We start from the raw sequence: 14,201 nt of genomic DNA on the forward strand, positions 1-14,201 counted from the left end.
ATGGGGGGAGGTGTTTCCGAATAGTTGAAGCGGGCACTTTGTGGCGAGGGAGCTTGCTCCCGCTCGAGTGCGCAGCGCTCGCAAGTTTTTGGGGCTGCTTCGCCCGAAGCGTCGGACCGCCCCAGCGGGAGCAAGCTCCCTCGCCACAGGGGTTTGCGCTGATCCTTCCTTTTATATTCGCAGCAAGACGAGGCCCCAGTGGAACAAGAAGCCTGGCAGGTATTGATCGTCGAGGATGACCAGCGTCTGGCCGAGCTGACCCGGGAATACCTCGAAAGCAACGGGTTGCGTGTCGCCATCGAAGGCGACGGTGCGGTGGCGGCGGCGCGGATCATTGCCGAGCAGCCGGACCTGGTGGTCCTCGACCTGATGCTGCCCGGTGAAGACGGCCTGAGCATTTGCCGTAAAGTGCGCCAGCACTATGACGGGCCGATCCTGATGCTCACCGCTCGCACCGACGACACCGATCAGATCCAGGGCCTGGACCTGGGCGCCGATGACTACGTCTGCAAGCCGGTTCGCCCGCGTCTGCTCTTGGCGCGCATCCAGGCCCTGCTGCGGCGCAGCGAGCCGGAGCCGAGTACGGTGCAGAGGCCGCGGCGCCTGCAATTCGGCCCGCTGGTGGTCGACGATGCCCTGCGCGAAGCCTGGTTGCAGGGCAACGGTATCGAGCTGACCAGCGCCGAATTCGACCTGCTGTGGCTGCTGGTGTCCAATGCCGGGCGCATCCTGTCCCGGGAAGAAATCTTCACCGCCCTGCGCGGCATTGGTTATGACGGCCAGGACCGCTCCATCGACGTGCGCATTTCGCGAATCCGCCCCAAGATCGGCGACGACCCGGACCATCCACGGTTGATCAAGACCATCCGCAGCAAAGGCTACCTGTTCGTTCCTGAAGCTTGCGTAGACCTGGCGCCGTGAATTCGATCTTCCTGCGTATTTACGGCGGCATGTGCGCGGCGCTGGTGTTGGTGGCGATCCTCGGTGTGCTGGCCCTGCACCTGCTCAACCAGACCCGCGGCGAGCAATACCGCGAGCGCCTGGCCCACGGCACGTTTTCGTTGATGGCCGACAACCTGCGGCCGATGAACGACACCGAGCGCCGCCGGGCGCTGGCGGTGTGGGAGCGCCTGCTGGGCATTCCCCTGGCGTTGCAGACCTTCACCCAGACCGACCTCGACCTCGGCCAGCGCACCCGCGTACTGCGCGGCCAGGCGCTGGTCGAGCAGACCGGGCCGCACGCGGCAAAGGTCTATCGGCTGGTCAATGATGCCGAGCAATTGATGTTGGTGGGGGAAGTCCAGCAGATCAGCGAGCAACTGGCCCGCGCGACCATTTACCTGTTGGCCGACGAACTGGTGCGTTACCCGGTGGCCGAGCAACCCAAGCGGTTGGCGCAACTGGAGCAGGAAAAAGGCTTTGGTTTCGACCTGCGACTCATGACCGCCGAGCAGGCTGACATGGACGAAGACCAGCGCCGTCGCGTGTCCGAGGGCGATACGGTGATGGCCCTGGGCAAGGGCGGCGACTCCATCCGGGTCTTCGCTGGCATGGTCGGTACGCCGTGGGTGCTGGAGATTGGCCCGCTGTACCAGATGAACCCTTATCCACCGCAATGGCTGGTGTTGATTGCGGCGCTGGGCTTGAGTCTGATCGGCTTGATCGTCTATCTGTTGGTGCGTCAGTTGGAGCGACGGTTGCGTGGCCTGGAATCGGCCGCCACCCAGATCGCCCAGGGCAGCCTGGAAACCCGGGTGCCCGCCCGAGGCGCCGACTCGGTCGGGCGACTGGCTGCGGCGTTCAACGGCATGGCCGAACACCTGCAGCAACTGTTGGCGATCCAGCGCGAGCTGGTGCGGGCGGTGTCCCACGAATTGCGCACCCCGGTGGCGCGCCTGCGCTTCGGCCTGGAAATGCTCGGCAGCGCCACCACGCCTCAGGCCCGGGATAAATACCTGGCGGGCATGGACCACGACATCGAAGACCTGGATCGGCTGGTGGACGAAATGCTCACCTACGCGCGGTTGGAACAAGGCTCACCGGCCTTGAATTTCCAGCGGGTGGATCTGGATGCGCTGGTCAATCAGGTGATCGATGAACTGGGACCGTTGCGGGCCGGAGTCATCGTCGAGCGCGGCCTCTGCCTGTCGGCCGCTGATTGCGACGGCGCCTGGGTCGAGGCCGAGCCACGCTTCCTGCATCGCGCTTTGCAGAATCTGGTGGGCAATGCCATGCGCCACGCCCATTCCAAGGTCACGGTCAGTTATCAGGTGGGCCAGTTGCGCTGCCGGGTGGATGTGGAAGACGACGGGCCCGGCGTGCCGGAAGCGGCATGGGAGCGGATTTTCAAGCCGTTCCTGCGCCTGGACGACAGCCGCGCCCGGGCTTCGGGCGGCCACGGACTGGGGTTGTCGATCGTGCGGCGGATCATCCACTGGCACGATGGCCGGGCATTGATCGGCAAGAGCAAAAGCTTGGGAGGGGCGTGCTTCAGCTTGAGTTGGCCGAGGCATCAGGACAGGTCTTGAGAGATGCAGTGATCGATAGTCCCCCTTCGCGAGCAAGCCGCTCCCACATTTTGGAATGCATTCCATCTGTGGGAGCGGGCTTGCTCGCGAAGGCGGCATTCCAGGCACAACAAGTCTCAGGCCCTGATCCCCACCAGGCTCAACAACTGCCCATCCTTCACCCCAAACTGCGCCTGCAGCTCACTGCCATGGCGCCACTCGGCCGACAGGTCCGTCAGCAGACGCAATCGCACCTGTCCATCGGGTGTCCAGTCCAGCACCTCGGCATGCTCGAAATAAAAACGCTGCCTGACAATGGGGTACAGCGCCTTGAACAGACTTTCCTTCACTGAAAAGGTCAGGGTCACCAGCAAGGCCCGGTCATCGCGGGCGAGCCGGGTCATGCGTTGCAGCTCTGGCGAGGTCAGGATTTCACCGGCCAGGCGTTCGGCGCGTTCGGGGTCGAGCAGGTTCTCCACGTCCATGCCCAAGCCTTGCCAGTGTTCTTTTTTCGCGACGATGGCCGCTGCCCGGCCCGTGCTGTGGGTGATCGAGCCGCTGATATGCGCCGGCCACACCGGGGCGCGGTCTTCGCCAATGGCCGGTACGCAAATCTGGCCGTCGAGTCGCTGCAACGCCGCCCGAGCGCAGATCCGCCCGGCCAGGAACTCTGCCTGACGCTTGGCCACCGAGCGCTGGATGCTCGCCGGTGGCTCGATGACGCTGTTGGTGAAGTCGGCGCCCACCAGCAACAACGGGTCGAAGCGGGTGCTCAGCAACACCGTATCGGGCAGGGCGTCGGGCAATAGCCAGTGCTCATCCAGGGGCGAGCAACAGGCGGGGAGGGTGGGGAGTGTCTTCATGCCGGGCATTTTGCCGGGTTGGCTTGAGGCTGGGTAGTGGGGGGCGTGTGTATGGGGCAGAGGCTGGCTTTTGTGGCGAGGGAGCTTGCTCCCGCTGGGCTGCGAAGCGGCCCCAAAAGATCTGTGAGCGCTACGCACTCAAGCGGGAGCAAGCTCCCTCGCCACAAAAACATCATTTTTTCAGCTGAAAGAAGTGTGCTCAGCCAAAGATTTTCTTGAAGAACTTCTGCATATCCGCCCACGACTTCTCGTCGGCTTCCTTGTTGTAGGCGATGTCCGGTCCGCCATGCTCGCCGTGGCTCAAGCGGTCGGCGTCGGGGTTGCTGAAACCGTGCTTGGCGCCTTCGAGGTTGACGAATTTATAGTCGACACCGGCCTTGTCCATCTCACTCTTGAACGCGGTCACGTTGTCCTGGGTAACCATGCTGTCCAGGGCACCATGCTCCACCAGCACCTTGGCCTTGACGCTGCCTGGCGTGGCCGGGGTATTGGTCACCAGCGCACCGTGGAAGCTCACCACGCCGGCCAGTGGCACACCCTGGCGCGCCGCGTCGAGCACGACTTTGCCGCCGAAGCAGTAGCCAATGGCAGCGAGTTTGTCCGGATCGGTCTGGGGCTGTTTTTTCAGCAGGTCGAGACCGGCCTGGAAGCGGGCGCTGGCCGCCTTGCCGTCCTTGAGCGCCGCCTGCATGAAGGCCATGGCGTCCTTGGGGTGCTCGGTGTTCTTGCCGTCGCCGTACATGTCGATGGCCAGGGCGCTGTAGCCCAGGCCCGCGAGATCACGGGCACGGCGCTTGGCGTAATCGTTCAGCCCCCACCATTCATGCACCACCACCACGCCTGGGCGCGGGCCTTTGACGGCGTCGTCATAAGCGTAATAACCGACCAGCTGGGTGCCGTCGGCACTGGTGTAGGGGATCTCCTGGGTCTGGATGGCGGCGTGGCTCACACCGCTCATGGCCAGAAGTACAACAGCTAGCAGCCTGCGCATGACGGATCTCCTTATAAAAAGTGGTCCGCACAGATTAGCCGATTCATTCAGCGCCGGTTCAGAGAACGTTCAACGGGTGTTCAGGGACCGCTGGTTAAGGTGACGGCGACTTCACAACACATCCACGCTGCAAAGGAACTTGATCATGACTGCTATGAAAAAACTGCTGCTGGCTTTCACCGTGCTGGGCGCCAGCGCCATGGCCCACGCCGATGACAATTTCGCCAGCCTGACCCTGGGCCAGACCAGCGACAAGGTGAAGAAGTCCGACGCCTTGAACAGCGCCCTGAACAACCCGAACGCCGACGGCATCATCGGCAAGGACACCACCTATGGTCTGCGCCTGGGCAAGCAGAACGACCAGGGCCGCTACTACGCCACCTACGACAACGTCTCGGGCACCCACAACGGCATCAAGTTGCGCCAGGAAAACCTGTTGGGCAGCTACGATGTGTTCTATCCGGTCACCGGCAGCACCAAACTGTTCGGTGGCGGCACGGCGGGCCTGACCAAGCTGACCCAGGATTCGCCTGGCTTCAGTCGCGACAGCGACATCGGCTACGCGGTGGGCTTGCAGGGCGGCGTGCTGCAACAAATTTCGCAAAACACCTCGATTGAACTGGGTTACCGTTACCTGCGCAGCAACGCCAGCACCGAGATGAGCCCGCACGGTGGCGCCAAGGTTGGCTCGCTGGACCTGACCAGCAGCGCCCAGACCTACCTGTCCGCCAACTACACGTTCTAAGCAGGCGAGGGCACGGTGAGGAGATCCAGCCGGATCGGTCGAAGACGATCCGGCGCCTTTCGTTGAGGTGCGCCGCACTGGATTGTTTGATTTGCCTGGGGAGAGGCTCCATGAAATTACTGGTCGTCGAAGACGAAGCGCTGTTGCGTCATCACCTGCAAACCCGGCTCACCGACAGCGGCCATGTGGTGCAGGCCGTGGCCAATGCCGAGGAGGCCTTGTACCAGGCCCGGGAGTTCAACCATGACTTGGCGGTGATCGACCTGGGCCTGCCCGGCATCAGCGGGCTGGAGCTGATCCGCCGGCTGCGGGCCCAGGACAAGACGTTTCCGATCCTGATCCTGACCGCCCGCGGCAACTGGCAGGACAAGGTCGAAGGCCTGGCCGCCGGTGCCGACGACTACGTGGTCAAGCCGTTCCAGTTCGAAGAGCTGGAGGCTCGGTTGAACGCCCTGTTGCGCCGCTCCAGCGGCTTCACCCAGTCGACCATCGTCGCCGGGCCGTTGCTGCTGGACCTCAACCGCAAGCAGGCGTCCCTCGACGAGGAGCCGCTGGCGTTGACCGCCTACGAATACCGCATCCTCGAGTACCTGATGCGTCATCACCAGCAGGTGGTGGCCAAGGATCGCTTGATGGAGCAGCTTTACCCCGACGACGGCGAGCGCGATCCCAATGTCATCGAAGTGCTGGTAGGACGCCTTCGCCGTAAGCTGGAGGCCCCGGCCGGCTTCAAGCCAATCGACACCGTGCGGGGCCTGGGTTATCTGTTCAACGAGCGCTGCCAGTGATTCGTTCGCTTCGGCTGCGGCTGATGCTGGCCGCCATGACCCTGGCGGTGCTGTTCATGCTGGCCTTGCTGCCGGCCATGCAAGGGGCGTTCAGCCTGGCCTTGCAGGAATCCATCGAGCAACGCCTGGCCTCGGACGTGACCACGCTGATTTCCGCCGCCCGGGTAGAAAACAACCGCTTGAAGATGCCGGCGCAGTTGCCCGATGAACGCTTCAACCTCGCCGACGCCCGCCTGCTGGGCTATATCTATGATCGCGAGGGGCGGCTGGTCTGGCGGTCGAAGGCGACCCAGGAAGAAAACATCAACTACACGCCGCGTTATGACGGCCAGGGCAACCAGTTCGCCCGCATTCGCGAGAGCAATGGCCAGGAGTTTTTTGTCTACGACGTCGAGATCAAGCTGCTCGGCGGCCAGAGCGCGGCGTTCAGCATCGTCACCCTGCAACCGGTGCGCGACTACGAGGTGACCTTGCAGGGACTGCGGGACAATCTCTACCTGGGCTTTGGCGCGGCCCTGGCGGTGTTGCTGGCGCTGTTGTGGATCGGCCTGACCTGGGGCCTGCGGGCGTTGCGGCGCCTGAGCCAGGAGCTGGACGAAATCGAAAGCGGGGCCCGGGAAAGCCTCAGCACCGAGCACCCCCGGGAACTGTTGCGCCTGACCGGCTCCCTCAACCGTTTGCTCCACAGCGAGCGAGAACAGCGCAGCCGTTATCGCGACTCCCTCGATGACTTGGCCCACAGCCTGAAAACCCCGCTGGCGGTGTTGCAGGGCGTCAGCGAAGACATGGCCCGGCGCCCCGAGGACCGTGGCCAGGCCTGGGTGCTGCAAACCCAGATCGAGCGCATGAGCCAGCAGATCGGCTACCAATTGCAGCGCGCCAGCTTGCGTAAGAGCGGGCTGGTGCGTCATCAGGTGCGCTTGCGCCCGGTGCTGCAAAGCCTGTGCGATACCTTGGACAAGGTCTATCGCGACAAGCGGGTCACCGTCAGCTTCGATCTGCCGGAGCACTGCCAGGTGCCGATCGAACAGGGTGCCTTGCTGGAAATGCTCGGTAACCTGCTGGAGAACGCCTATCGGCTGTGCCTGGGCGAGGTGCGCGTGAGCATGCACCAGACCCTCGGCGGCACGGAGTTGAGTGTCGAGGACGACGGGCCGGGCGTGCCGCCGGATCAACGGGCGCGGATTCTCCAGCGTGGCGAGCGGCTGGATCGCCAGCATCCGGGGCAAGGCATTGGCCTGGCGGTGGTCAAGGACATCATCGACAGCTACGGCGCCAAGTTGACCCTGGGGGATTCAGAGCTGGGCGGGGCGGCGTTTCGGATTCACTTTCCGGTGGTTTGACTGGAGTATTTTCGGTGTGTGTGCTGGCCTTTGTGGCCAGAGATTGCTCCCGCTGGGCTGCGAAGCGGCCCCAAAAACTTGCGAGCGCTGCGCACTCGAGCGGGAGCAAGCTCCCTCGCCACAGGAGACGGTGGATACACCACAGAAGTTGGATGTGATCACTCAGTTCTCCAACTCCCGATAAGCCCCCGGCGTCACCCCCGTCCACTTCTTGAACGCCCGGTGAAACGCCGAAGGTTCGGAGAAACCCAACTGCTCGGCAATCTGCTGCAACGATAGCTCGGCACGCCCCAGATGGTAGATGGCGATATCCCGCCGCAGTTGATCCTTGAGTTCCTGGAAGCTGGTGCCTTCCTCCCGCAGATGCCGGCGCAAGGTCTGCGGGCTGATGTGCAAATGGGCGGCGACGGTGTCCAGGTCCGGCCAGCGCGCCGTGTCGCGGCTGAGCAGGCGGCGCAGCTGGCTGCTGAGGCTGTGGCCATCGTCCGGGCGCGACAGCAGGTCGGCGGGGGAGTGTTCGAGGAAATGCTTGAGGGTGCGTTCGTCCTGCAACAGCGGCATGTCCAGGTAGCGGCTGTGGAACAACAGGCTGCTGCCGGGTGCGTCGAATGCCAACGGGTAGGGGAACAACAAGTCGTACTCAGCCGCGTGGGCGGGCTTGGTGTAGCCGAACGTCACCTGCTCCAGGCCGATCCGCTGGCCGATTAGCCAACTGGCGAGGCGATGCCAGACCACCAGCAGGCTTTCGGTCAGGAAGTGATCCGGATCCCACAGCGTCGAATCGTCCAGTACCAGCCGCACGCGTTCGCCTTCGGTTTCCAGCGTCAGGCGCGGGGCGTCGGGGAATAACCCATAGAACAACAAGCCGCGCTGCAGGGCCTTGCCCAGGGTCCGACAGTGGATCAACGCGTGACACATCATCGCAAACGTCCCGGGTTTACTCGGTGCCCGGCCGAACCCCAAATATTCGTCCTCCATTGCCAGCCACAGGGCCTGCAACAGGCGGGCGAACTGCTCCGGCGCAATCCGCGCGCGCGGCTCATCCAAAAGTTCGGGGCTGATGCCCAGCTGTTGCAGCAAAGGCAAATAGTCGAAGCCTTGCCGACGCGCACCGCCCAAGGCGGCGCGGGCGAAGTGGCTGGCGATCGTGCGTTGGCGCATGGCAGAAATCCGTCCGTTAAGCGGGCGATGGTAGCAGGGGGCCGAGGTTGGACAAGGCGGATATCCGCCAAATCCCGGAGTGATAAACACCCTGTTGGCGGAAATCCGCCATGTTCTGCCGCCGTGTTTAACCGCTGAGGAATCCACAACGCCTTCTGTAATAACGGTTGTAGGGCATTTCCAGAAAATGGCACGGGCTTTGCGATAGAGCCTGCAGGTCTGCCGCGTGCAGCCGAACAAAACAAATCCCTCCAGTGCAGGAGGGTTCGCAATTGAGGTGCCGTGGACGACAGGTGGAAGTCGTCATGCGGGACTCTTGAGGAAGGTTTGCCATGACGACTCGTCAGCCACTGTACAAATCCCTGTATTTCCAGGTGATCGTAGCCATTGCCATCGGCATTTTGCTCGGCCACTTCTACCCGCAGACCGGTGTTGCCCTCAAGCCATTCGGCGACGGGTTCATCAAACTGATCAAAATGGTCATTGCTCCCATCATCTTCTGTACCGTCGTCAGTGGTATCGGCGGCATGCAGAACATGAAATCGGTGGGCAAGACCGGCGGCTACGCGCTGCTGTACTTTGAAATCGTCTCCACCATTGCCCTGCTGATCGGCCTGGTCGTGGTCAACGTCGTGCAACCGGGCGCCGGCATGCACATCGACGTGTCGACGCTGGACACCAGCAAGATCGCTGGTTTCATCAATGCCAGTAAAGACCAGAGCATCATCGCCTTCATCCTCAACGTGATCCCGAACACCATCGTGGGCGCGTTCGCCAACGGTGACATCCTGCAAGTGCTGATGTTCTCGGTGCTCTTCGGTTTCGCCCTGCATCGCCTGGGTGCCTACGGCAAGCCGGTCCTGGACTTCATCGATCGCTTCGCCCACGTCATGTTCATCATCATCAACATGATCATGAAGCTGGCGCCTATCGGTGCGTTCGGTGCCATGGCCTTCACCATCGGCGCCTACGGTGTCGGTTCGCTGGTGCAACTGGGCCAGCTGATGATCTGCTTCTACATCACCTGCGTGGTGTTCGTGCTGGTAGTACTGGGCGCCATCTGCCGCGCCCACGGCTTCAGCGTCGTCAAGCTGATCCGCTACATCCGTGAAGAACTGCTGATCGTGCTGGGTACTTCCTCCTCGGAATCGGCCCTGCCACGCATGCTGATCAAGATGGAACGCCTGGGGGCCAAGAAGTCGGTCGTAGGCCTGGTCATCCCGACGGGCTACTCGTTCAACCTCGACGGTACGTCGATCTACCTGACCATGGCTGCGGTGTTCATCGCCCAGGCCACCGACACCCCGATGGACCTGACTCACCAGATCACCCTGCTGCTGGTGCTGTTGCTGTCGTCCAAAGGTGCGGCTGGCGTGACCGGTAGCGGCTTCATCGTACTGGCGGCGACCCTGTCGGCCGTAGGCACCTTGCCGGTGGCTGGCCTGGCACTGATCCTGGGTATCGACCGCTTCATGTCCGAAGCCCGCGCCCTGACCAACCTGGTGGGCAACGCCGTTGCTACGATCGTGGTTGCCAAGTGGGTCAAGGAGCTGGACGAAGACCAGTTGCAGACCGAGCTGGCTTCCGGCGGTCGTGGTATCTCCGACGTCCGTGAAGATGACGACGTGGTGGCAACCGCTGAAACCGCAGTGCCAACGAAGTAATCTTCAGGCTGCAATGAAAAACCCGCTTCGGCGGGTTTTTTATGGGTTCTCGATTTTGAAGCTGGCGCGCTTCTGTGGCGAGGGAGCTTGCTCCCGCTGGGCTGCGCAGCGGCCCCTTGCGAATTACCTGAAGCTACGCGGTGGCAGATATATTGGGATTGCTTCGCAACCCAGCGGGAGCAAGCTCCCTCGCCACGACAGCCCTCTGGATTGAGCGGATTGGTCAGCCCGAACGATGCCCCCGGTGATTGCCCCACCCTCCATCCCTGCCTAGTCTTCAATCATCACCCTCTCGGAGATCGCCCATGCAAGGTCCATTGGCATCGCTCAAGGTTCTGGACTTCTCGACCCTGTTGCCCGGCCCGTTCGCCTCGCTGTTGCTGGCGGACATGGGGGCCGAGGTGTTGCGCGTCGAGTCGCCGACCCGCCAAGACCTGCTGCGGGTGCTGCCGCCCCATGACCAAGGCGTATCGGCCAGCCATGCCTACCTCAACCGCAACAAGCGCAGCCTGGCCCTGGACCTCAAGCAGCCGGAAGCGTTGGAGGTGGTCACGCAGTTGCTGGGGGACTACGACATCCTGCTGGAACAGTTTCGCCCCGGCGTGATGGAGCGGCTGGGCCTGGGCTACGAGGCCTTGAAGGCCATCAATCCGCGGCTGATCTACGTGTCGATCACCGGCTACGGCCAGACCGGCCCCTATAAGGACCGTGCCGGTCACGACATCAACTACCTGGCCCTGGCGGGGCTGGCCAGCCACACCGGCCGTGCCGGCAGCGGGCCGCTGCCGTTGGGGATCCAGGCGGCGGACATCGCCGGTGGTTCATTGCACAGCGTGATCGGGCTGCTAGCGGCGGTCATCGCCCGTCAGCAGACCGGGCAGGGACAGCACCTGGACGTGAGCATGACCGACTGCGTGTTCAGCCTCAACGCCATGGCCGGCGCCGGTTACCTGGCCTGTGGCGTGGAACCGGGTTGGGAGAACCAGATGCTCAACGGCGGCAGCTTCTATGATTATTACCGCACCCGTGATGGTCGCTGGATGTCGGTGGGCAGCCTGGAACCGGCCTTTATGCAGGCGCTGTGCGAGGCTTTGGGGCGGCCGGAACTGGCGGCCACGGGGTTGTCGCCCAAGCCTGAACAGCAACACGCCCTCAAGCAGGCGCTGCAGGCTGAGTTCGAAAAGCGGGATTTTGCCGATCTGTGCAGTTTGTTTGCCGGGATTGATGCTTGTGTCGAGCCGGTGTTGAGCCTGGAAGAAGCCGTGCGGCATCCGCAGCTACAGGCTCGGGAACTGGTGACACAGGTGCCACGTGGGGAGGGTTCAAGTCAGGCGCAGATGGCCTGTCCATTGAAGTTTTCCCAAGGGCTGCCCGAGCCTCGGCACATAGGGGCGAGGCTGGGGGCGCATACGGATCAGGTGTTGGGGGCGTTGGGGTTCAGTGTTGAGCGAATCGCTCAATTGCGCAGTGCCAAGGTGGTTTTGTAGTGCCCTTTAGGACCTCTTCGCGAGCAAGCCCGCTCCCACAAGGGGCTCATGCACGCTGCAGATCCAGTGTGGGAGCGGGCTTGCTCGCGAAGGGGCCAGCCCTGACACCGCATAAACGTACTATTCGACCCGAGTCTCCCCACTGAACACCAAGGTACCGCGACAGCTGCGGCACAAATACCGCCGCCCCTGGCGCACCAGGCTGTGGCGCTGGGCCGTGAACGGAAAGTCGCTGCCGTCGCAAGGGCATTTATAGATATAGCGGGTCACGCTGCGGCGTTTGATTTCGTAGGTGTGGCAACGGTTGGGCGGCAGTTCGTACACCCCGCGCATGATCAACTGCCATTCTTCGCCGTGGGCTTGGATACGGTCGCCAAACAGTTGGTGGGCGATCAGGTGCGCGACTTCGTGGGCGACGGTCTGCTTGAGGAAGTCCTCTGCATTTTCCCGGTACAACTGAGGATTGAAGCGCAGCAGATTTTCATGCAGGTGCGCGACACCGGCCTTCTGGCCGCGCAATTTGAAGCTGACCACCGGGCGTTTGAAAGGACGTTTGAAAAAGGCTTCGGCTTGTTGGTAACACTCTTCGACGCGGGTATTGAGTTGCTCGAGCATGCTTTACGGGTCTCCAGAAGCCCGAGTATGCCGCAAGCGCCGGCCGTTGCGAATCGTCCAGGTGCCCAGTGGTCGTTTCGAACACAGGAAGGCCGCCTTGCGGCGGCCTGTGTCGGCAGATCCTGCTTTTTTATAGGAGGGCGCTACGTCAGTTGGTATAGACCGGGCCGACGCCCAGCCCCCAGACGATCACTGTGAACGCCATGATGGCCACCAGCACCACCAGGCCGACGGCGAGCACCGAGCTGGAAAACAGAAAACCTTCGTCCTGGGGAATGTTCATGAACGTCGGCAGACCGACGTACAACAGGTAGACCGTGTAGCAGATTGCTGCCGTGCCAACGATCATCCCCAGCCACATGTGCGGGTAGAGCGCCGCGAGGCCGCCGATGAACAAAGGTGTCGCGGTGTAGGTGGCGAACGCAACGCAACGGGCCAGGCTCGGATTGGCGTCGTAGGTGCGCGCCATCCAGTGGATGAAGGCCCCCATGACCGCCACGCCGCCCAACATGGCCAGGTACGACATGATGGTCATCCACAGCGCGCTTTCCTGCGTGAGCATGACCGGTGGACGATTGCCGATGACCCATCCCACCTGCGTGGTGCCGATGAACGCCGAAACCGCGGGAATGGCCGCCAGGATCAGCGTGTGGGTGAGGTACATGTGGCTGATGCTTTCCTCCTGATCGCCACGGATTTCTTTCCATTCTTGATCAGGGTGGGTAAAGAGCCCCACGACATGATGGATCATAGTCAGTCACTCCTTTGTTATTGCCATCGCCCCCCAACGGAGCGCCTACGGGCCAAGTGGCCGGGTAAGTGAAGGTCTGTAAGTGTGTGCGACCTTATGCCGCAGTATAGAAAGGAGTTACCCCGAGGGGGATGGGGGGCTTAGAGCAAATCGCGCTGTAGCGGGGCCGGTTAATCGCCGCTTGATCTGTATGCACAATTTCGCTGGCGAACAGATTCCCCTGTGGCGAGGGAGCTTGCTCCCGCTGGGTTGCGAAGCGACCCTCTGGGGTCGTCCTGTTGGCGTCTGCTTCGCAGCCGAGCGGGAGCAAGCTCCCTCGCCACAAGGGCCGTGCCACAGCGGGGATTTTTTGCGTAAAATGCCGGCCTTTCGTCACACCTCACGGATTTCGCGTCATGGGCACTCTTACGGTCAACCAGAACAAACTGCAAAAGCGCCTGCGCCGCCTGGCCGGTGAGGCGGTCGCCGATTTCAACATGATCGAGGACGGCGACAAGGTCATGGTCTGCCTGTCCGGCGGCAAGGACAGCTACACCTTGCTCGACGTGTTGATGCATTTGCAGAAGGTGGCGCCGATCAAGTTCGACATCGTCGCGGTGAACATGGACCAGAAGCAGCCCGGGTTCCCCGAGCACGTGCTGCCGGCCTACCTCGAGTCGCTGGGCGTGGAATACCACATCGTCGAGAAAGACACCTATTCGGTGGTCAAGGAACTGATCCCCGAAGGCAAGACCACCTGTTCGCTGTGCTCACGCCTGCGCCGCGGCACGCTCTACACCTTCGCCGACGAAATCGGTGCGACCAAGATGGCGCTGGGGCACCACCGCGACGACATCGTCGAGACCTTCTTCCTGAACATGTTCTACAACGGCTCGCTCAAGGCCATGCCGCCCAAGCTGCGTGCCGATGACGGGCGCAACGTGGTCATTCGTCCGCTGGCCTATTGCAACGAGAAAGACATCCAGGCCTATTCGGATTTCAAGCAGTTCCCGATCATCCCCTGCAACCTGTGCGGCTCCCAGGAAAACCTGCAACGCCAGGTGGTCAAGGAAATGCTCCAGGAATGGGAACGCAAGACCCCGGGCCGCACCGAGAGCATTTTCCGCGGCTTGCAGAACGTCATTCCGTCGCAACTGGCGGACCGCAACCTGTTCGATTTCACCAACCTGCGCATCGACGAAAACGCCACGCCGCGGTTCGTCAATGTGGTGAATCTCTGACGGTCGCAGCGACATTTATTCACGGCGCTTGCGAGCGCCGTTTTCATTTTTTAACTCAGGAGAGGG

Annotated in this window: 13 protein-coding genes; 8 read left to right on the forward strand and 5 right to left on the reverse strand. The window is 62.4% G+C overall.

Features of this window, described 5'->3' with window-relative positions; translation table 11 throughout:
• Positions 1-198: 198 nt before the first annotated feature.
• Together J3P88_RS07730 and J3P88_RS07735 are read left to right on the forward strand one after the other, a co-directional pair.
• A complete protein-coding gene (locus tag J3P88_RS07730; RefSeq protein ID WP_434574581.1) occupies positions 199-921 on the forward strand; it encodes a response regulator in 723 nt (240 codons plus the stop codon).
• A complete protein-coding gene (locus J3P88_RS07735; protein WP_186707041.1) occupies positions 918-2,528 on the forward strand; it encodes an ATP-binding protein in 1,611 nt (536 codons plus the stop codon). The genes J3P88_RS07730 and J3P88_RS07735 overlap by 4 nt, the downstream gene beginning before the upstream one ends.
• 116 nt (positions 2,529-2,644) lie before the next feature.
• Here the strand turns inward: J3P88_RS07735 and J3P88_RS07740 are convergent, their stop codons facing one another.
• Positions 2,645-3,370, reverse strand: a complete 726-nt coding sequence (locus tag J3P88_RS07740; RefSeq protein ID WP_434574582.1) for a 4'-phosphopantetheinyl transferase family protein — start codon at positions 3,368-3,370, stop codon at positions 2,645-2,647.
• A 199-nt stretch (positions 3,371-3,569) separates the two neighbouring features.
• Positions 3,570-4,361, reverse strand: coding sequence for a dienelactone hydrolase family protein (locus J3P88_RS07745; RefSeq protein WP_434574583.1), 792 nt, complete (start codon positions 4,359-4,361; stop codon positions 3,570-3,572).
• Positions 4,362-4,506: 145 nt separating this feature from the next.
• Between J3P88_RS07745 and J3P88_RS07750 the strand changes: the two genes are divergently transcribed.
• From J3P88_RS07750 to J3P88_RS07760, 3 genes are all read left to right on the forward strand, one after another.
• On the forward strand, positions 4,507-5,106 hold the full coding sequence (locus J3P88_RS07750; RefSeq protein WP_186707038.1) for a hypothetical protein: 600 nt from the start codon (positions 4,507-4,509) through the stop codon (positions 5,104-5,106).
• A 110-nt stretch (positions 5,107-5,216) separates the two neighbouring features.
• Complete coding sequence (locus tag J3P88_RS07755) at positions 5,217-5,894, forward strand: response regulator (protein ID WP_053124352.1); 678 nt, start codon at positions 5,217-5,219, stop codon at positions 5,892-5,894.
• Positions 5,891-7,237, forward strand: coding sequence for an ATP-binding protein (locus tag J3P88_RS07760; protein WP_434574584.1), 1,347 nt, complete (start codon positions 5,891-5,893; stop codon positions 7,235-7,237). The genes J3P88_RS07755 and J3P88_RS07760 overlap by 4 nt, the downstream gene beginning before the upstream one ends.
• Before the next feature lie 162 nt (positions 7,238-7,399).
• Here J3P88_RS07760 and J3P88_RS07765 read toward each other — a convergent pair whose 3' ends face one another.
• Positions 7,400-8,398 (reverse strand): AraC family transcriptional regulator, encoded by a 999-nt coding sequence (locus tag J3P88_RS07765; protein WP_434574585.1) that lies wholly within the window; start codon positions 8,396-8,398, stop codon positions 7,400-7,402.
• Positions 8,399-8,730: 332 nt separating this feature from the next.
• Between J3P88_RS07765 and J3P88_RS07770 the strand changes: the two genes are divergently transcribed.
• A complete protein-coding gene (locus tag J3P88_RS07770) occupies positions 8,731-10,062 on the forward strand; it encodes a dicarboxylate/amino acid:cation symporter (RefSeq protein ID WP_186707035.1) in 1,332 nt (443 codons plus the stop codon).
• Positions 10,063-10,367: 305 nt separating this feature from the next.
• A complete protein-coding gene (locus tag J3P88_RS07775) occupies positions 10,368-11,549 on the forward strand; it encodes a CaiB/BaiF CoA transferase family protein (protein WP_434574586.1) in 1,182 nt (393 codons plus the stop codon).
• 120 nt (positions 11,550-11,669) lie between these two features.
• Here J3P88_RS07775 and J3P88_RS07780 read toward each other — a convergent pair whose 3' ends face one another.
• The gene (locus J3P88_RS07780; protein WP_250964199.1) at positions 11,670-12,164 is read right to left on the reverse strand and encodes a SprT family zinc-dependent metalloprotease; all 495 of its coding nucleotides are present in this window, start codon (positions 12,162-12,164) and stop codon (positions 11,670-11,672) included.
• 148 nt (positions 12,165-12,312) lie between these two features.
• The gene (locus J3P88_RS07785; protein WP_039591896.1) at positions 12,313-12,915 is read right to left on the reverse strand and encodes a Yip1 family protein; all 603 of its coding nucleotides are present in this window, start codon (positions 12,913-12,915) and stop codon (positions 12,313-12,315) included.
• Positions 12,916-13,310: 395 nt separating this feature from the next.
• Between J3P88_RS07785 and ttcA the strand changes: the two genes are divergently transcribed.
• Positions 13,311-14,135: a tRNA 2-thiocytidine(32) synthetase TtcA gene (gene ttcA, locus J3P88_RS07790; protein WP_003178962.1), complete on the forward strand. Its 825-nt coding sequence runs from the start codon at positions 13,311-13,313 to the stop codon at positions 14,133-14,135.
• Positions 14,136-14,201: the final 66 nt, after the last annotated feature.

It is taken from the genome of Pseudomonas sp. Z3-6, from assembly GCF_051131985.1.
In the GTDB taxonomy this organism is placed as follows: domain Bacteria; phylum Pseudomonadota; class Gammaproteobacteria; order Pseudomonadales; family Pseudomonadaceae; genus Aquipseudomonas; species Aquipseudomonas zanjanensis.

What these genes read in the sequence shown, in the direction of transcription:
- J3P88_RS07740 (WP_434574582.1), bottom strand. Translation starts at nt 3,370, where the DNA reads ATGAAGACACTCCCCACCCTCCCCGCCTGTTGCTCGCCCCTGGATGAG.
- J3P88_RS07770 (WP_186707035.1), top strand. Translation starts at nt 8,731, where the DNA reads ATGACGACTCGTCAGCCACTGTACAAATCCCTGTATTTCCAGGTGATC.
- J3P88_RS07755 (WP_053124352.1), top strand. Translation starts at nt 5,217, where the DNA reads ATGAAATTACTGGTCGTCGAAGACGAAGCGCTGTTGCGTCATCACCTG.
- J3P88_RS07775 (WP_434574586.1), top strand. Translation starts at nt 10,368, where the DNA reads ATGCAAGGTCCATTGGCATCGCTCAAGGTTCTGGACTTCTCGACCCTG.
- J3P88_RS07785 (WP_039591896.1), bottom strand. Translation starts at nt 12,915, where the DNA reads ATGATCCATCATGTCGTGGGGCTCTTTACCCACCCTGATCAAGAATGG.
- J3P88_RS07745 (WP_434574583.1), bottom strand. Translation starts at nt 4,361, where the DNA reads ATGCGCAGGCTGCTAGCTGTTGTACTTCTGGCCATGAGCGGTGTGAGC.
- J3P88_RS07765 (WP_434574585.1), bottom strand. Translation starts at nt 8,398, where the DNA reads ATGCGCCAACGCACGATCGCCAGCCACTTCGCCCGCGCCGCCTTGGGC.
- J3P88_RS07750 (WP_186707038.1), top strand. Translation starts at nt 4,507, where the DNA reads ATGACTGCTATGAAAAAACTGCTGCTGGCTTTCACCGTGCTGGGCGCC.
- J3P88_RS07780 (WP_250964199.1), bottom strand. Translation starts at nt 12,164, where the DNA reads ATGCTCGAGCAACTCAATACCCGCGTCGAAGAGTGTTACCAACAAGCC.
- ttcA (WP_003178962.1), top strand. Translation starts at nt 13,311, where the DNA reads ATGGGCACTCTTACGGTCAACCAGAACAAACTGCAAAAGCGCCTGCGC.